The sequence below is a fragment of the Chryseobacterium sp. II3a genome (genome assembly GCF_057815135.1).
The window spans coordinates 427,545-447,742 of the sequence record NZ_JBYPZJ010000001.1 but is presented as its reverse complement, the minus strand read 5'-3'; the positions used below and the strand labels follow the sequence as shown (position 1 = coordinate 447,742).

Genomic DNA, 20,198 nt, shown 5'->3' with positions numbered 1-20,198 from the left:
AGAAGTTATTTCAGGTAGTCAGCACATCAAAATCTTTAAAAACACTTCCTGTAATTCCTTATGCTGAACTACTTAAGATTTTTTCTTAAAAATTCATACCTTAGAAGTCCTGGAGGAAGCTCCTTACAATAAAAAAACAATTCATATTTGTTGAAATGCCCATCTAAATTGAGGCTATTAATCTTATAAGCCACTTCTCTGGAAATGCGTTCTATATTTTCTTTTTTCTGATCACAAACTATTGTAGAAAGGTAAAGAGTATAAACCAATGTATCTTTAGGATGTAAAAGTTTCTGTTCTGTATCGGGAGATCTTTCTATTTGGGTTAAATGATATTCTTTTTTTAATGCAGCAAATAGAATCTTTTCCTTCGGTAAACTATTAATCCTTTTAGCCGAAGAGAAATAACTTATCCAGGAAGACACCAAAAAACTCATTCCCAAATACACTATTACCCCACTACCTAAAATAATCAAAATCCGATTAATTGTACTTCCCATTAAGTTTTATAAATATCACTAAATATAAAGGTATTTATTTAATCTGCCGGCTGTTTCATCAAAGACATACAAAAAGACGGCACTACTCTTGTCCGAACTATGCTGATATCCAATTCAATAAAATAAAAACACCAGCTCTGAAAATAAAAAAAACATAAAAAACATTGCCAGAATAAAAAAAATACATTATTTTTGCACCACTTTAAAAACAACGAAGTAATGGTTTCTTAGCTCAGTTGGTAGAGCAATGGATTGAAAATCCATGTGTCCCTGGTTCGATTCCTGGAGAAACCACTTGAAAAGCCTCTGAATAATCAGAGGCTTTTATTTTATAGCAATTATTATCTACATACATCCCTTACAGTATTGCTTCCATCAATTTGATGTACCTTAATCAGAAAATGATCCTTTTACGTTGAAAAATGCGCTGCATGATTCTTTGCTTTCCTATCTTTGACTAATTATGTCTTTTGCTAACTCTTTATTTAAAAACTTTTTTACATTTGGGAAATATAAAAGCCCACTGAATCTTTTAATCCTAAATTATATGAAAAATTTAATTCTTCTGTTGTTATTATCTCCATTGTTTTGTTTAGCACAATTAAATTATAAGGATCTTACTTTTTTAGCCCATAATAAAGTTGATAAAAATATTGAATACATCCAACACAAAGGCTACGTTTTCAGACAAGAAAAAGCAACCGGAGATGGTACAAAACAAGTTTACTACGAAAAAGAAAAACTAAGCAGAACAATGATCGTCATGCGGGTATTAGATAATCAAAATGTTGTTATATCTTATGTTCCTGAAGACAAAAATAATTTTGAAAATATACAGAATGAAATCAATAAAACAGGGTTTAATCTGATAGATTCTACTTCAAGTGAAAGAGATTCCTGTTCTTCTTATCAATCAAAAGAATATTTCACCAAGTTTTGTGAAGTACAATTTCCCGGAAGTTCTGAAAAATCATACAATATTACTTTTTACAGAAAGGATGTTTCCTCAAATAACTAATATAAAACGATCATCAATAACATAAGCCTTAAAAATTCAAAAAACACACAAGTTCCTCATCTTGGCCAAATCACTGAGAGGCAAACTATTGTCCCACAACAAAGGACTTATCAATATATTTTTTCAAAAAAACACTGATTAAAACTTGCACAGTATTACAAAATATTATACTTTTGCATCACTTTAAAACAACGAAGTAAGTCAATACTAAATATATGGTTTCTTAGCTCAGTTGGTAGAGCAATGGATTGAAAATCCATGTGTCCCTGGTTCGATTCCTGGAGAAACCACTTTAAAGCCTCTGATCAGTCAGAGGTTTTTTTGTTATATATGATCAATATTTTTTGATACATAATAAACTCCCTCAAATTAATTTGAGGGAGTTACTATTTTTGAAACTAATTAAATCATTATACTGAGTTGTACTATCTTTTAACAAAAGCCTTCAGATCTTCTATTTCTTTATTCTGAGAAATGGCATAGAGTGTTAGTTCTTCAATCTTCTGAAGTAATTTCATTTGAAAGTCTCCCAGGTTAACACCATCTTTTGCAATGATCTCTCCAGAAGGAATCTCCGGAAGGTGCTTATTTTCTTTGACAAAAGATTCCAATTCATGGAGTGTTGGCATTTGATAATCCGGTCTGATGGAGGATTGTCCGTCAAAATATTTCTGAAAGACATAATCTGCAGGAACATTCATGTCCACAACAACATCTTCAGCATGGATTTTTCCTTTTACAGTAAGCTTCTGATCCGGATTCTTTGTTCCAATCCCAACATTACCGTTTGGAGTAATTCTCATCAATTCATTCATAGCAACTGGTGAATTGATACTTGTTTGTGCATTGGCACTTCCCAAAAATTTCACTCCTTCATTTCCTACAGTAATAGCTGTTTTATAATTGGAAAACGAAGCATTGCTTGATACCCATCCATACGCTGTGGAAGGCGATGCCTTGGCTCCATAACTCATATATGTTTCTGCACCGCTTCTTAATGATCCCCAGTTATTGAATGAACCATTTTCATATCGTATAGCTAAAGCATTCACTCCTTCTGTTGCAGATTTGCTTCCGGATAATATTTCTCCTACCACATCTAATTTTGCTGCTGGGGCTTCGGTTCCTATCCCCACATTTCCCTTAAGAAAAACGCGATCATCTCCCACGAAAAATTTAGCAATACTTCCACCATATTTTCCCACAAAATAATGATCAACCTGGTTATTAGTACCTAAGGCTCCGAAACCTCCTAAATGTTGTGTATTATCCGGTGAAACGAAGTTATATCCTCTGGACCATTGGGTAGTGTATCCCACAATTCCCACACCGTTTACAACACTAGACCCGGCATTCAATAAAATTCGTCCCTGAATATCTAATGGGGCTAGCGGCTTCTTGGTTCCTATTCCTACATTATCATTATAATTAACATAATGTTTATTCTGCCCGGTAAGCATATTGGTATAAATGTCGGATAATACTGCTTTATCAATTACAGCAGTTGAATTAGAATGCTGCGTTAGTCTGATAGCATACGTATTGCCGGATTGGCGTGTATGATAGAGTGTTAATTTATACTGTCCTATATTGCTATCCCATAGGATATCTCCAAGATAAATATGATCTGTAATAGGCCCCGATGCTTCTATGATTCTCGATAAAGGCTGATACCAAATACCACCATTAGCATTAGCTCCGATGATAATTTGTTTTTTGATAACACCTACCGTATTTTCATTATTCCATGCTCCTACAACTTGTATTTCTATATTTCCTTGTATTGCATTTCCCAACAAAATATCTACAGCTAAATTGCTTTCCAGATTTGGAAATCTAACTGATAGGTATTTATATTTGAAATTACCGGGAAATGATGTAGGGTCATCCAGGTGTAAGTAACTATCCAAAAGATCTCCAAACTGATTTTCTGTAGGTCTTTTTCCTGCTTTAAAATAATTTTTTAATTCTGTAATTGTTTTTTTTGCCATAATTAGTTTGGTTTTGCATCAATCTCTTTTTTAAGAGCAATGATATACAATGTTAATTCTTCAATTTTTTGAAGTAATTTGATTTGAAAATCTCCTATAGACAATCCACTATCTGTCATTTCCTTTGCTGAAGGGATTTCCGGAAGATGGCTTTTTTCGGAAATAAATTTTTCAAGTTCACCCATTTCTCGTAATTTATAATCAGCTGCAAAAACATGATCTGCTGTAGGAGTAGCTGTAATCACTACGTCTTTTGCTTCCAGTTTACCATGTAATGCCATATTCCCTGCATCAGACAATACAAGTCTGGCACCACCTCCACCATCTGGAAAGTAATTCCAGAATTGTAAACTATTACCATATTGCCCTGTCATATTATAAATGGCCCATCTGTTCGCAGTACCTGGGGTTGTTTTAATCTTATTATCTAAATAGATTGCTCCTCCTTCATTACTACTGATCTGGGACATGATTGCTCCCTGTACATCCAGTTTTTGCTGTGGATTATCCGTACCAATTCCTACGTTTCCATTTGGGTTAATCCTCATCAGTTCATTCATATTGACCGGAAGATCTAAACCAGTCTGCTGATGACTCGAACTTAAAAATTTAATTCCTTCACTTCCTGTAATCACCGCTGTATTATAGCGAGGAAAAGCACCACTGGTTGATAACCATTTTAAACCAGAATTGGGATCAGCCTTAACTCCAAAACTCATATAAGTTTCTGCACTGCTTCTTAGGGATCCCCAGTTATTAACCGATCCATCTTCATACCGGATCGCCATTGCATTATTTCCTTGTGTACCATCACCGTTTCCTGCATAAACAGTTCCTCTGACATCCAGTTTTCCTTTCGGAACTTCAGTTCCTACTCCTACATTTCCATTGGGTTTTACAGTCATTTTAATATTTTGACTGGTCACGAAATTGATAGATCCATAATGAGGATCATAAGAATTATCATTTTCTATATTAAAGTCAAAGTAATCTCCATACCTTCTCCCTAAGCCTGAAAACCCGGAATTCAATTCCAAATTAGCTTTATTATGGTAAGAAAGGCTCAATATATTACTTCCACCTGTTGCCCCGTTAGTGGTAAATTTTGCAACTGTTGCATTTTGATTATGAGAGTTTTCATGTACTACATTCAACTTTGTCTCAGGGGCAGCAGTTCCGATACCTACATTTCCGTCTTTATTTACTTTTAATGCTACTTTTGCACTTTCATTTGACATTAAGTTTCCCACCAAAAGGCTCCACTCATTGGTCATCGGCTGAAAAGGAACAGAAGCAGGGCTATTTCCTCTGATATCGACAGGAACCCATTCAATATTTTTATTAATGGATCTCACTTTAATAAAGACTTTTAATACCTGATCAGGCTCTCCATAGCTGTGAACAGCTCTGATACGGAATCTGTTGGTTCCACCGTTTACATCAACTGTAAAATTATAATTGGGCTCACTATCAATATAATTATTCTTATTAGTTGTTCCACATTCTCTCCAGATATCTGGATTTGAATGTGAAACAGCTGCAATATGAGTTGCTCCACAGGCTATATTTCCTCTTGTATATGCCAGAGATATCTCATAGAATCCTCCTGCATTTGCACTGCAAGGTGTGAAGTTTAAAAATTCCACATAATCTCCCGTCTGAAAATTGGCAGGAAATTCTATTGTAGTTGAATATTCTGAGGATTCATCTAAGTGAACATAGCTGTCTATTAAATCTCCAAACTGATTTTCAGTGGGCCTTTTTGCTGCTTTGAAATATTCTTTTAATTCTTGTCTATTTTTTTTTGCCATGATTATTTTGATTTTAAAATATCAATCTCTTTATCTAAAGAAATGATGTACAGTGACATTTCTTCAATTTTCTGGAGGAGCTTTATCTGAAAATCGGCTACAGAAAGCCCGCTATCTGTCATTTCCTTTGCAGAAGGAATTTCTGGGAGATGCTTGTTTTCATTAATAAACCTTCCAAGATCCTTGATTCCTCTTAAATTATAATCTGATGCAAAAACATAATCTGCTGTAGGAGTTTGGGTAATGACCACATCTTTTGCTTCAAGTTTACCATAGATGGCTACATTCCCACTTTCCTTCCAGTTCAAAACATTGAATTCGATATCTCCTTTCTTAATTCCTAAAGCACCTCCAGTCCAGCCATAAAGAAAAGGACCATCTAGTAAAGAGTTATCACTGTTATACCTTTTATATTTCAAACCATGAGCTAAATCATTACCCCCTAACTGGATAGGAAATCCAGCAGCAATATTAATTCCTCCTGCAACGTCAAGTTTCTGCAGTGGATTCTCTATACCAACTCCTATATTCCCATTGGGTGCTATTCTCATAAGCTCAGCCATAGCAACTGGTGAATCCTGCGGTATTTTTTCATAAGCGGAAGACAAAAACCTGATCCCATCGTTACCTGTAGTAACTGCTGTTTTGTAACTAGGATAAGATCCACTACCTGATAACCAGCCATAGGCTTTAGTATTGTCAGCTTTTGCCCCATAGCTCATATAAGTCTCAGCACCGCTTCTTAATGATCCCCAGTTATTTACAGATCCATTTTCATAACGGATAGAAAATGCATTGATTCCTTCCGTAGCATCACTTCTGCCAGCCTGAACGTTACCCCAGACATCTAGTTTAGATCTTGGATTATCTGTTCCTAATCCAAGATTTCCATTATAGTATACCGAATGTGTTTTTTGTTCAACCAATGGTTTAATATATACATTAGAAAGCCTTACCTGATCTATAAATGCGTTCTCATAAGAAAACTGTTTGATTCTTACAGCATATGGATTTTTATTACTGCTTGTATGATAAATCGTCAATTTATATTCATTTATTGCTGAATCCCAGACAATATCTCCAATGTAAATATTATCTAAAATTGTTCCCGCAGCTTCTACAATTCTGGCTGTTGTGGGATACCAAATATTTCCATTTGGATTAAACCCGATCTCAAATTGTTTTTTTATAATACCAACAGTTGACTGGTACATGGCTCCGCCTGTAATTTCAACTTCCAAACTTCCGTTCAGATAATTATTCCCCAAAAGAATATCCACCGCCATATTGGCTTGCTGATGTGGAAATTCGAAATATAAATCTTTATATTTATGGTTATCAGGGAAAAGAGTTTTATCGTCTAAATTGGCATAGCTATCGATAAGATCACCAAATTGACTTTCTGTGGGTCTCTTTCCAGCCTTAAAATATTCTTTTAAAGCTGCAATTGTTTTTTTTGCCATAATTTTTGTTTTTTTGATATAGTTCCCCCTTTTCCTACTGGTAAGGAGGAACTGTTTTATCTTTATTAATTGTGTGAAAGGTTAATTAAGGTCTTACAATGAATGTTCCCTGTAAAATCATTCCGTCTGTTCCATCGTGGGAAATTCCACCAATATCTGTCCAGGTTTCTTCTTTGTATATCGTAAGGATTTTTTCTTCAGTACTGAACATATTAGAGGTATTCTGAGAGACCATTTTGAAATGATGATATATTACTCTTCCTTCTGCATCTTTAATCTTCATAGGATCCAATCCTAATTTTTCAACAGGAAGGAAAAACTCATTTCCAGTCATATCAAATGCTTCTTTAAAGAACCACTCTTCTGTATTGGTTGCCGGATTATTACCATATACATACAGTTTTGCTTTTGAAGTATCTTTCTCATCTGTATCTATTCTGGCAATTTCTTTCCAGTTCCCCATCGGGCTCATTTTATAAAGATGATATTTCCCTTTATAGCAAACCTGATCCCAGGATAGGATTACCCAATTAATCACATCGGAGTCTACCGACTCTGAATGATATCTCAATACTGGTGCCGGTGGATTATAATTTTCTACCAACATGGTTACCGTAGTTTTTGAGGGTAATGACGGAGCCTGTTCCTGTACTGTTTTAGTAGCTGGTGGTGATACGTTATAATCTGTTGTGGTATACTCCACTTTTCTGGAAGCCACTACACGATAGAAAAGCGGATCTCCATAAGGATTTTCATCCAGGTCTTCAAATTCATCATACACCGTCCATGATCCATTTTCAGGATTTACTTCTACATCAGCAATCTTCACTGTTTTGATGTGTTTCATACTTAGTATGGAATCTGCATCCAGTTTATTGGTTGCTCTGTAAATAGAAATTTCATTGATCTTGTGTACGTCCGTATAAGAGTTCACTTCAATTCTTACTTTTGCAGAGATTCCTAATGTTGCATTGTCTACAATCGGCAATAAACTTAAAATCTTTGGTGGTTCAGCCGGATTGGTGTTAACCAGTTTAATAGGTCCCTGGAATTTACTAAATTCTCCCATCTGCAATTGGTTTCCTAATTCTCTTACTCCATAGAAGTAGAAGTTATCCGAAGCCCCATCAAGAGTGAAATCTGTAAACAATGTTGAATGTGGAGTTCCTCCTTGTCCTTGACTGTATACGGCAGCCATTGGAGCCATATCAAAATCTGCATGAGTAGTAGGCAGTAAATATCCTGAAGCATCCCTGATATTCTGCTTTTTATTTTTAGGTCTGTGCCCTTTCAGATCATTGAAATCAAAATTATGGATCTGCTGATAAATAATAGGAACTTCTGTAAGTGGCAGGAAACAGTTAATAATTGCTTCTTTAATAAAATGTCCGAAACGTAATTCATCAAACTTATTGGGAACTGCCTCAATCACACGATAGTTAATTGGATACGCTCCATTTGTCCACTTTGTTTCATCCAATAGCTTAGCATATCCATTTTGCCCTACTTGTAGGCCAAAATGTTCATTATGATTTGTAATGAAATAATTCATTGCATCAAATAATATTTTACTGTTTGGAAGTGGCATAGCAAATTTTACAGGGCCATCTGGTGGAAATGCTTCAAATCCTGTTGCTGATGTATTAAGAAGCATTTCAAAATCCACAAAATTCATCCATCTGTCAGTAAAAAACGCTTCATCATTACCCCCAAGAGCATTAAGACTATTTTTAATTTCTTCAATCTTTGTTGACTCATATAAAGAAGCTAACAATACAGCATTATTCGCTCTGAAAAACTGTACCGAATATGGTTTATGGTCATATTCCGTAATAAAGCTATAGGTTGACTTTCCGAATTTATCCGGTCTGGTTGCATATTTAGACCCTTTTGGCTTTCTCGGTGGTTTCGGCTCTACCATTCTATTGGCAAACATCACAGCAGGAACACTGAATTTAGACTTATACTTAGCTCCTTGCATGTCCACATTGTCATTGTCAACACTCTTAAATCCAAAGATAGAGTATCTTACATCTTCATTTTCAGGAGGTAAAACAGCATCCTCAATTAAGTTATTGGCTGCATTCTTATACAGATATACTCTGTAGGAAGGATAGTAATTGACCTGCATATTTTTGCCCATAACAGGATCAGTAGGATATACTGGTGGTGTTAAAGGTTTTGTTTGCATTGCTGCCAGATCATCCGGATGATAATTAAATATAGGTAAGTGATTCGCATCTTCATTAATCCTGAAGTTTTCATCATAAATATATACCACAAGATCCTGGCTGGTTCCAATATTTTCTGTTTTTACCACTTTGAAAATAGATCTGGACTCTTTAGGAACTCCATTACCATAATCTTCTACTGTAAATAACCTTACAATACCATTCAACCATTCAACCGAATCTGAGTTGGATGAAAACTGAGAATGCTTTGCCAGCTTGAATCCAGGGAATGTAACTTTATAAACCCCTCTATGGACTCTAAACTTATTAAACGGCTTTTCTATAATCTCTCCCTCACTATTTTGATATTTATCAATCTTCTCATAGTGCATCTCTATTTCAGCAGTTTTCCAGAACCCTCTACTCTTTTCAAGGAATCTCTGAACAGATCCATCCGATTGCTGGGTATGAATAATCTCTCTGTGGATTCCCCAATCATTGGTTCCTATCTTTACTTTCAACGAGTTAGGGTTTTTCGGTCCCCACGTTGGTGTATTCTGCATATTTTCAGTTGCACTGAATAATCCTTCGGTTCCCGGACTGAATGTAGGAAGTACCAGGCTACTCTGATCGATTACCGGTGAAGTCCCTGAAATAATAGCCGCACTTGGAGCTTTTTTAAACACGGTGAATTTCAATCCTGAAGATTCCACTGTGATACCGTTAATGATATAACTTTCGCCATCCAATAGGAAAATTCCTCCGATAAAATCATTAATGGTAGTTCCTGCCGGAATTTCCGATTTTAAAATATTTGTTGGAATTGAAGGTTGTGCAGGCATACTCGATCCCGGAGCAATAGTTCCTCCTGAGCTCGGCAGTGTATAATCTACTGTTTTAATGTCTGCTAAAAGCTGATTATTCGGATGATGACTGATACTGGAAACCTTTGCAGAAATCTCCCTCATCGTATAATTTCTGTAGAAAATCTCCACTTCATCAGCCATTACCTCTTTATCATCCGGGAAAATAGTACCCGGGTTCATATAATAATCATCGGGAAGTGTAGAATCAAATGGAATAGAGTATACAATTTCATCCTGGTAAATATGATGATCAAAACCAAGTCTTACCAATGTTTTATCCGGATCTGCGATTGCATTTCTACGATCCTGTTCTCCCTGAGAAGTAAGGGTTACAGGATATTCTTTCTGGATAAGGAAAGCTGTTGTTGCTGTTGGAGGTAATAACCTATTGTTCGGTTTAATCTTGGTTTCAATTGACAGTTCTTCTCCTCCAATCTGCGCTCTGGAGAACCAGTTGATTCCGTATCCTTTATAGAAATAGGTTCCACTTTTATCCTGCTTATGCATATACAATGGCGCATAGGTATCAGGAATCTGAAGAGGCAGTGTTTCAAAAGAGTCTGCCATACTATCAATATTTGCATATTTAGTATCATGACATAATTCCGGTTTGATCCAGATATAATCATCTGTTTTACCAGGTTCTACCACACGGTATTCAAGACCTGCATATACAGGAAATGTGAAAGAAGAGGCATCAAATTTTTCATACTCCCCCATAAATACCGGGTTTACTTCAAGTTCAGGAACCTGTTGGTTATAAATACTGATATAACGGTATTTTCCATTATGCGAATATCCTTCAGCATCATATAAACCGGCAGACTGCGGATTATTAGAATCCATCCCTTTATTCAGATTCATCAGCTTTACAGGCAATGAAAGTCTTTCAATTTCTGTAGAAACAGGAAGAGACATTGAAAGTAACTGATAGGTCTTATCCCCAGAATTGATATCCAGATTTCTATTGGTATAATATTCTGTAATATAAATATATTCGTTTCCGAAAACTTCATCTTTAATATCAAGATATCCTAATCCCAGCATTCTTGCTACATGGTAATCCAGAGCAGCAATATTCAAAATATCCAGGTTAGACACCTGCATATCTCCATCCTGAGGAAGATTCGTGCTAATATCAACTACCTGTTGTGAACCGGTAGGAGAAAGGTTAATTGAAATGGTTTCATTAGCCTTTGGATTCGGTTGATCATTACTCAACTCTACATATCTTTTAATTACAGTCTGAATGTCTCTGTCTAAAGGACCTGTAGAACTATGCTCCCATTTTTTACGATAATTATCTGTATTTACATACGCTCCATCGTTGTATCTTAACCATGCTCCATGAACAGGGTTCTCATTAGGCAGAGGATCTAACCTCTCAAAAACAGTGTCTCTCTCATCTGTAAGAGAGAATTCTCCCATAAGTTTCCATGCATTAGCCTGATTTCGGCTGATGATGAAGTCTGAATAGAACTCAAATTGAATTCTGGTAACAAGACAGTTGTAGGGTCTGAAACGCAATGTCTTTCCGTTTTCAGCATTAAAATAAGTATTCGCAAGCTCACTACCATAAGGTGTTGCTCTATAAGAAAGCTGCTGTTGGGACAAATTATTCTGATCTGCTACTGAAAGGGCCTCCAACTCCACACGTGCATCTTGCTGTTGATCTTCCACTTGTAACTCAGCAGCAAAGAAAATATCTGATTTACAAAGAACTTCTACAATTTCATTCCCATATTGCTGCATGAATTTAAGAGGATCCTGCATTGGGTTAACAGATTGTCTTACCTGTGCATATTTTGTCTTATTTTTGAAATAGACATAAAAAATTCTACTGTCATTATTAAACTTATATACCCACATCTTCTTACTTTCGTCAATAAGCTGTGGAGCTTGTGTAAACTCCAGATTGAAGATTTTCTTCTCATATAGGGTTCTATAAACTTTAACAAAATCATCAGGTTTATTGAAGTTATTCTTGTTGTCTGTAAGTCTTCCTTTGGGAAGGTGGTTTTCTCCCAATTCACCTCCGAATCCCCATCTCAGATGAATTCCCTTGGTACTATCTTCTCCTCTGGATCCGGCAGCCTGAAGGTAAAAATTAGGTGTTTGTAATCCTGAAAACTCATTGAAAGTAATCTCTGTTCCGTCGCCTCCATTTGATCCACATGCATTTTCATTAGCATAAGGCTTAGTGATGATATCAAAATTAAGTTCTTCTTCTTTGAAATCTACTTTCTTGGAAATATAGGGAGCATCTTTGAGCTTATAACCTTCTAATGATACGTTTATATTATTGGTAGGTGAAGTAAAACAGGTATTAATTCCTTTGCTCACAAGCCCTGTAAAATCGGAACCTTGCGTTCCTCTTACTGTCACTTCATTTCCTACAACCTGATCAATATAAAAACCTTTGATGGATGATTGCTGCGTCCATACAGGTGTATAATCGTATTCAGAATAACAGAAATTATACCCTGCACCTGTAGTTGCGTAGAAAAAATCTTTGCCGTGGATAAATTTTACGGATTGGGAATCCCAATCTTTAAATAAAAATGCTCTGTCATTAGGTGTTAACAAAACAGGTGTTTTGTTAATTTTACCTCCCCAATGCAATTCATAGCCACCCTGTTGGTTCGGACGGCAATAAACTCCGTTTAATACAACAGGAATATTGTTCACAGAAGGATATTGAGCAGTCTCTACCGGTTCATTTACCTGTCCATAGAAGGATACACCACGTGTTACACCATTCAGGGTTTCATTAGCACTAATATGAACTATTTCACTAAAGGTACTAATCCCGGTTACTTCCAGGGTTGCCCCTGGAGTACCGTTATTAATAATATCTGTTCTTGAACTTACTTTCCCTTCCCAGCCGGATAATAAGAGAGTTCCGCTCATCTTTGCGTTTACGTTATAAAAAGTAAGGTAAACCATTGAATCAGCAAGAATGTCAGCAAAAATGCGTCTTTCATCAGTTTCAATCGACTGAAAAACTTTACACCATACTACATCTCCATTTCCTTTGATCCTCATTACAACAGGAGTTTTATAGGAGGTTACTCCTACCACAGCAAAATCACCGTTTTTGAATGGCATTACCTTAACAAAGGTAGTATATCCTCCTTGAGGAGATTTAAAAGCTCTGTTCCATTTCAGGTTACCGCTTTCGTCAAGAACTGTAATCAGCCCGACTGAATCAATATTTCCCACCTGCATTACATTTCCCTGGCTTTTTGTAGAGGAATTGATTAATCCTTTGGAACTTATATAATTATGATTTTTTAAAAAACTCATTTTAGATTTAATTAATTGTTTAGTTTTAATTCGTTGATTGTCACTCCGCTTCCTGGAAATTCAGTATAAACTGATCCATTCCAGTATTTATACATAAACTGCAGTTTTAAATTCTGATCTTTAATCTTATTGCTCTTATGCACGACTAAAATCTGAGAATAATCTTTAGAAAAGATTAATTGGAAATCTTTATTATGTTCGTTTACACTATTAAGAACCTTAAGACATTCCTTCACTTTCTTCAATGGAATTCTAGGATCATTGAATGGCTCCGGATTCCTTATCAGTAATGCCACTACATCATTATTGGTATTGACTATTTTAACAAATTCTGTATTGGTAGGAGGATTTAATGGTTTTAGTCCCATTACTCCTTCAAAAGCGCGGTCAAATACTTCTGAATAGGTATTGGCAAGCCCTTTTAAGTTTGGATTTTCAGTACCTTCTGAAGCTAAGATATAGAGGTCATTAAGCTGTTGTGGCTTAAGATCTGCTTTCACTTCATAGATAGCATCCTTCTGTCCTATCACTTCGTTTTTATCATTATATTCTTTCAGCTTATAACTTTCTACCTGCTCTTTAAAGTCCTTGTATCTTGAAGTTCTGAATACGAACTCATGGATCTTCTGGTTCTCTTCATATACTTTGTAAGGATCTTCCGTTGTTGGTATAGCCTGTGGTTCATATTTTCCATCTCCGTCATCATCAAAGGCATTGTAGATAATGGCTGTGTATAGTTTTTCCGGACTCAGGTCTTCCAACTCAACTGAATATTTATATGCTTTTGGTGTAACCGGTTTCCCAAGATTAATGCTACAAGCCATTCCTGTGTTCGCCTGGTTGGCGTGATTCACATAGTTAAGCATCTGCTGAACTCCTAATGGTAAATTCGGATCATCATCTTCCCAGGCTTCCTTAGTTACCGGTATTGTTTCATGCTTTGTCCAGGTTGTAGGTAATGGATATGGAATACTAATACCTGTTATCGGATCTTTAATCGCGATATTAATGCTTCCTTTGATCTCCTCCACGTCCATTCCATTTACATTATGAGCAGTCCATGTTTTAAGCATATTATAGATATAAGGCTTAGTAAAAGAGAGTTGTATTTTACTCTGCTCGTTACCATAGAATAATGGTTTTGCCATCAGAAGATCTCCGTCTACATTAGGATATGATTTTTGCATATCGATATATGATTTCAGAGAAGTAATTGGATATTCATCTATATTTTTCTTCTTATCTGTCAGATTTCCATCAGCATCTTTAAGCTTTTCAATGTAATCTTCATTTTTCTTCTCAAAGTGTCCGATAGGTCCTGCTGTTTTAAAGGCAAAATAATAATCAATGATATGTGGTGTATCTCCATTTACATTATCTTTCAGTTTAAGATTGATGTAGTATACACTATTTGGTCTCCAAACCGGTTGAACCACTTTGCTCATTGCCTCCTGCATCAGCTGCATGTCGGCAGTTACAGCATCTTGTGATGGAATGGTCTGCTGATATTCGTAATCTTCAGCCGTTATCCATCTTACCTGATGGAACAAAGTATGACAAACGCTGGTTAGGTTACCATTTCCATTACCATCATCATCACTACAGCCGCAGTTTCCTAGCTTGAAAATAATGTCATGAATATCTTTTGTTAATTGTACTGCTACAGACATTTTAGCACCTTCAGTATTCAGATAGCTTCTCAGTTTCTCTACCAGATCTCTCACATATCCTGCTCCCTGGATCAGGTTATATTGTGGGAACTCTTTATCAAACTGGTAGATGGCATCAATGAACATGAAGAAACATTTTGAACTGTATCTTAACTGGGTTACTTCATCTACTCCCTGATAAACAATACATTGGTTAAGATTATACATAAGCCCCGTAAGGAAATCACAAAGTTTTGTATCTTTTGTACAAGGCTCTGCTTTAGAATCACATCCACAATCAGGAGTAAACTTCAGATTAAGAGGTTTTTCTGTGGTCTTACTTACCTTAATGATCGCAACCTTATTAATTCTTTCTTTTGGATAATCACTTGAATAACAGATATCAATACCATCTGCTTTCTCTGAGATTTTTGTAACTACGCTATTATATTTAATAAACTGGTTAGTAGGACCATAAGGTAAAAACAAGAAGATTACAGAATGAGTATTGAAGTCAACGAATGGTGGAGTATTGCCTCCTGTTACCATCATATACTGCGTTTCATAGTCTACCCATTTAGTTGCCACATTAGACATGCTAAAGTTTACTACTCCATTTCCAAATAATCCGTTATATCCATCTTCAACATGCATCACATTGAAATCAAGCTCTTTGCATTGAGAAGAAGTGCATCCTCCTCCTTTCAGTTTTTTCAATTCTTCAAGAAGCTTATCATATTCAGCCTGTTGATCTGGTGAAAGAACTACACTGGTTACCTCACCGGTTGTATTGGCTGTTGCAGTTGCCCAGATCTGGTCAATTTGTGCATTGATAGCATCAATCTCCTGCTGGTTGGCATTGTATGGAATAATTTCAATTTTACTTACATATTGGCCTGCATGATCAGCAGCTTCATAAACAAGCTTTGATGCCAGTTCTGCTTTTGTTTTGGTTACTTCTTCAATCAGGGCATAATTCTGATAAATACCCGTCGAGAATACATCTTTATAATATCTGACTCTCACGGAACTAGCCGTTGTAGAAAGAAACAACTCTGTACTTGCTGATGCTTCAGGAAGCAGGACAACCATTGTATTTCCATTGGTAATCTTTAAGGATTTAGAGAAATTATGTGAGTTGGCTGCATTGGAAACCGTCATATAATCCGTAGTATCCGATACTGTTCCTAAAAGGTTATAGTATGCTCCGTTAATAAAATTATAGGGAGCTCCCGCCGGTGGATAATATACAGTTCCTACCGTTTTGTCTTTCACATCAGACTCATGCCATACCTTTTTTGTTTCCGTACAGAATAGTGATGAAGCAGTAATCCCGTATTGTTCAGGAATAAACCATCCCGGTTGTGCAGCATCCAGGAATGAGAACGGTGTAGATGCCAGAATCCTGATGGTATCATACTTATCATTGGTTTTCTGCCAGAATCCTAATTTAAATTGATCAAGATTACCAATACTATTCGCTTCATCTGTTGTTAATACAGCTCTGTAAGGGTTGTATTTATTCCATACGGTTCCCTGTTTGTTAAGAATTTTAATCTCTACATCTTCAATGGAGTACTGGTGTTTCACCTGACGAAGTACATGACCTCCCGGCTGCGTTTTCTGAGGCGGGATAAGATCTGTAAACTCAGTGGCTCCGTTGGTATGCCCTCCGATTTTTTCACCTGCAGTAGAAGTTGGAATAAGTCCTTTTTCAATTTTGATATCGATATAGGTATCTAATGGAATGGTAGGAAGTTTTTCATGATCTTTAACAGATGGTAACGGCGCATTACCAACCTGCACTACAGGAAGATCAAAGGTCTCACTGGTCAACATATGAACTCCTTTTACCGCATTTTTCAATCTTGCTTCTTTCGGATAATCAATTTCCGGTGGATCTGATTCGTAAGTAAGAGGTGGTACAGCACTTGTATCCACTTTATCACTTTTCTCCCATTTAATACTTAAATGAACTTTAAGCTTAATTTTAAAGATTGCCAGCTTAATCTTGAGTTCGAATTTGAATTCTGCCAGGATCAGGAACGGGAATATAAGTTCTACTCTGAAATAGATCGAGATAAATAAGGCAACACTTACAATGAAAAGATTGATCTCTGCTCCTCCTTCCACATAAATATATCCTCCTACCTGCGGTCTTTCAAAACTGATGTGCGCTCCTACTTCAATAGCGGCATACACTTTTACAATAATCAGATTCAGGTTGAAGTCTACTCTTGCACCAGCTTCAATTCCTTTGGCGGCAATCATCAGATAAGATTCTGCCTTAATATTCACCGAATCTTTAAACAGACTGGCCCTGATCGGCTTGTCTCTTGTTCCGAAGTTGACATACCACGGTCTTTGATTTTTAAAGAAGAAGCCCATCTGAACTTCAGCCTTAATGTCAATGAATGATCCGTTATTCTTGTTAAGCTGGAAGTTACCTCCCGCTCCGATTTCCAGTGAATTATCACCTACAATAACGAATGCATAGAATGGCGGAACTTTAGGGTCATCTTCTGTAAGCCCAAGACGCTCACTGATGATCGTTAATCCGGCATCAATCGCAAACATACTTGGTACTGAAAGCAATACCATGGCACGCAATGAAGCAAGACGCCCATCTAAAGTTGCCAGAGAAGCTCCTGCTCCAAAGGAGAACGGTGCACTGTATTTCTGAGTAAACTGAGGCCCGATAAATTTATCCGTATTGATTCCTCGCTGCGGATGTACATAATAATCGTACCAGGTATCGTTTTCTGTCATTCCAATAGCTGCTTTTTCAGCTACATATCGGTATCCGATGAGTCCACGGAATCCGAAAATACCAAATGAACCTAATGGGATCACGAATGGCAATTCGACGCTTGCATCTACCAGGAATCCCGGATATTTAGGATCAAAAGCCATTTCTGCAGAACCTGAAATATTCATTTTCGGCAACTGAAGAGAAACTTTTCCTCTGTATTCTGTAGATTTTCCTGGTTCAGGAATAGTAAGAGCTCCTTTAATAATGGCTACCGCAGCACTTGCACTCGCTGTTCCCGGAATTACAAGGTCTACTTCTAAAGTTGAGATATGGAAATAATCATCTTTAGTTCCACCGAATTCATCGTTATCAGCAGTATAATAGTACTTTACCCCATTACCTCTTACATCAAGACCTAGTGGATTGATATTGATTCCACCATCAAATCCGATATAATTATAGGTACGCATATTCCCTTTATACATTCGCTGTATGGTTCCCATGTGGATGGCTGTAACCGCCATACGTACCGGACCTAAATTCAGGTGAAGGTTGGTTGGAATGATTGAACTTCCGCCTGCAATTTCAAATTTACCGTTGGCGTAATAACGGATAGCCGGCAGATCAATTCCTTCTTTTCCTAACAGTCTTTCTCCAAATGATCCTTCAGGGAAAGTAATTTTGGTATCTGCTTCCACATAGAAGTTATCATTCTTCTTCCCGATTTCTATTCTTTGTAAATAAAAGTTAAGGATGTTAAAAAGATTCATTTTAAGACCAAAAGGCAGAATGGCAGCAGAAAGTTTGAAATTCTCTTTGCTTTCCCATTCTCCAACAACGTCAATGACCATATCCAGGCCGTTATAATCTTTGAATTTTTTGATTTTCAATCCGGCATGTAATGAGGAATGTACTACCTGCCCCTGGTGGAAATCAATATCAAATTTGCTGAATCCTAATTCCCATGATTTCTCAGTATCTTTCCCAAGATTAAACCATAAGGTACGGTTATCTTTATCAAGACTATCAACAGACAGGCTTGCCAGAAATTTATAATAGTCTTCTTCTTTCTGGAACTCCCTGTAATCTCCTGCAACGGTTCTTAATCCCATTGGATAAACAAACTTAAGCTCAGAAGGTGATGCCAAGCCGTTCATGAAAGACATCAATTCATCCATGTTATGAATAGCTGTTTCATTAGAACTGCTCATGGATTTCACTTTCAGATTAGTATAATCCAGCTTAAAAAACTTGCTGAAGTAATCAACAACTTTTGTCTCGGTTCCTGTTGTTTTAACGGCGTAGGTAGGCCTAATGGCAATATTTCCTGAAAGCCCTCCGGTTCCGATCAGCATATGATTGGCTGAAATACCGATGGTCTGTTGAGTATTTCCTTCTGGATTTTTCTTTTTAAACCATTTTTTAGGAAGGAAAATCTCGGTGTATTCCATATAGACACCCATAAATTCCTTAGGTCTTCCGTCTGCATCGGCTTCAGCAATATTTTCCGTTTTGCTGAGGTCAATTTTAAGGTTGTGAATATCGATGATAAAACCTGTGTTTCCAATCTGAGCAGGGTTACTCATATTCAGGACCAGATCCATATTGTATCCGAAACCTTTTTCTGTATCAGCATAAAATAAAGCTTCCCCAAAACTTAGAGTTACTTTTTTGGTATCATCTTCAATGACTTCTAAAGGAGCAGTCGGGTGTTTTAATGGGTTTACCGGTTTTAAAATACTTCTGGGAAACTCAATCGCTGCCGACAGCATCAAGGTTGCCTTAAACTTCGGAATGGCTACCTCTTTAATGAACTCATCAATATCCTGCGGCATTAAAGCTTTGAAGAAAGTTTTTACCTTTTCTGCTGTCTCCTGGAGGTCGTTGGAAAGCAAATACGTTGCAAAAGCAACAAGAGAGGCATATTTATTATTTGATTTTGCGTAGATATCTTCTACAATATTGGCTACTGTAGTGGTATCATTTACCGCTGCAAGCCCTAAGCCATGTGCAGCATTAATATCACTGACAAACTGCATCAGAGGTGTGATATTCTGATTAACAGGCTTGACAAATGTGTTCACAAAGTGCGCGATGGCCTGTTCTTCCGTTACGTTGAGCACCCTAAGGGCTACCTCGAAGATCTGCTGAGGTTCAAAGGAGAAGTTTCCTAAGCTGAAGTAGCGTAAATACGCCAGGATCTTCCATTGGTATTCAACGGTGATGGGAAATGCGGAGATCGCGGTGTCATCTGTTCCGTTCAGGACTAATGAAATCCCTGTTCCCGGAATTTCAATATCGATTCTCTTGGAAACGACAGATAAACTGTAAAACGCTGAATCTCCTTTCGGCCCTTTACTATACTGTAAATCTTTATAATAGATTTTATCGAGGAGGTTAGTAATCCCCGGTTTTAAGAATCCCAGGATATCCGGGATGTCGTCTTTTGTAACCACAGAGGATAACCTCGGGTAATACCTGTGTGTTACCGGTGTTTGATTTGACATAAAAATAATTTTGTGTTTGGGTGAGTGGAAGGCTTTCGTTTAGGCAAACAAAAGCCTTATTAAGTAGGGGTTACTTAATTTCTCGTGGTGTTGGACTATTTCAGACAGCTTGATAGACTATCAACTTATCATTCTGAACATAATCATTTCTTTTTATTTTATTA

Annotated in this window: 7 protein-coding genes and 2 tRNA genes; 3 read left to right on the top strand and 6 right to left on the bottom strand. The window is 36.8% G+C overall.

The window, feature by feature from the left end:
• Nucleotides 1–68 precede the first annotated feature (68 nt).
• Nucleotides 69–500 carry a hypothetical protein gene (locus tag AC3HD6_RS02015; protein ID WP_488894838.1) on the bottom strand — a complete coding sequence of 144 codons (432 nt, stop codon included), beginning with the start codon at nt 498–500 and terminating at the stop codon, nt 69–71.
• A 221-nt stretch (nt 501–721) separates the two neighbouring features.
• On the opposite strand from AC3HD6_RS02015, the gene AC3HD6_RS02010 reads away from it, so the two are divergent.
• From AC3HD6_RS02010 to AC3HD6_RS02000, 3 genes are all read left to right on the top strand, one after another.
• Nucleotides 722–794 (top strand) — tRNA-Phe (locus AC3HD6_RS02010).
• A 253-nt stretch (nt 795–1,047) separates the two neighbouring features.
• Complete coding sequence (locus AC3HD6_RS02005; protein WP_488894837.1) at nt 1,048–1,518, top strand: hypothetical protein; 471 nt, start codon at nt 1,048–1,050, stop codon at nt 1,516–1,518.
• Nucleotides 1,519–1,735: 217 nt separating this feature from the next.
• Nucleotides 1,736–1,808, top strand: a tRNA-Phe gene (locus AC3HD6_RS02000).
• 135 nt (nt 1,809–1,943) lie between these two features.
• On the opposite strand, the gene AC3HD6_RS01995 is transcribed toward AC3HD6_RS02000, so the two are convergent.
• The 5 genes from AC3HD6_RS01995 to AC3HD6_RS01975 form a co-directional block, all read right to left on the bottom strand.
• Nucleotides 1,944–3,509: a hypothetical protein gene (locus AC3HD6_RS01995; RefSeq protein WP_488894836.1), complete on the bottom strand. Its 1,566-nt coding sequence runs from the start codon at nt 3,507–3,509 to the stop codon at nt 1,944–1,946.
• Between the two features lie 2 nt (nt 3,510–3,511).
• A complete protein-coding gene (locus AC3HD6_RS01990; RefSeq protein ID WP_488894835.1) occupies nt 3,512–5,320 on the bottom strand; it encodes a hypothetical protein in 1,809 nt (602 codons plus the stop codon).
• Nucleotides 5,321–5,322: 2 nt separating this feature from the next.
• Nucleotides 5,323–6,783 (bottom strand): hypothetical protein, encoded by a 1,461-nt coding sequence (locus AC3HD6_RS01985; protein WP_488894834.1) that lies wholly within the window; start codon nt 6,781–6,783, stop codon nt 5,323–5,325.
• Between the two features lie 85 nt (nt 6,784–6,868).
• Complete coding sequence (locus tag AC3HD6_RS01980; protein ID WP_488894833.1) at nt 6,869–13,126, bottom strand: hypothetical protein; 6,258 nt, start codon at nt 13,124–13,126, stop codon at nt 6,869–6,871.
• An 11-nt stretch (nt 13,127–13,137) separates the two neighbouring features.
• Entirely contained in the window at nt 13,138–20,034 is a 6,897-nt protein-coding gene (locus tag AC3HD6_RS01975) for a hypothetical protein (protein WP_488894832.1), read from the bottom strand.
• Between the last annotated feature and the right edge of the window lie 164 nt (nt 20,035–20,198).

Excerpts from the sequence above, each read along its gene's own strand:
- AC3HD6_RS02015 (WP_488894838.1), bottom strand. The coding sequence starts at position 500 with ATGGGAAGTACAATTAATCGGATTTTGATTATTTTAGGTAGTGGGGTA.
- AC3HD6_RS02005 (WP_488894837.1), top strand. The coding sequence starts at position 1,048 with ATGAAAAATTTAATTCTTCTGTTGTTATTATCTCCATTGTTTTGTTTA.
- AC3HD6_RS01990 (WP_488894835.1), bottom strand. The coding sequence starts at position 5,320 with ATGGCAAAAAAAAATAGACAAGAATTAAAAGAATATTTCAAAGCAGCA.
- AC3HD6_RS01985 (WP_488894834.1), bottom strand. The coding sequence starts at position 6,783 with ATGGCAAAAAAAACAATTGCAGCTTTAAAAGAATATTTTAAGGCTGGA.
- AC3HD6_RS01980 (WP_488894833.1), bottom strand. The coding sequence starts at position 13,126 with ATGAGTTTTTTAAAAAATCATAATTATATAAGTTCCAAAGGATTAATC.
- AC3HD6_RS01995 (WP_488894836.1), bottom strand. The coding sequence starts at position 3,509 with ATGGCAAAAAAAACAATTACAGAATTAAAAAATTATTTTAAAGCAGGA.
- AC3HD6_RS01975 (WP_488894832.1), bottom strand. The coding sequence starts at position 20,034 with ATGTCAAATCAAACACCGGTAACACACAGGTATTACCCGAGGTTATCC.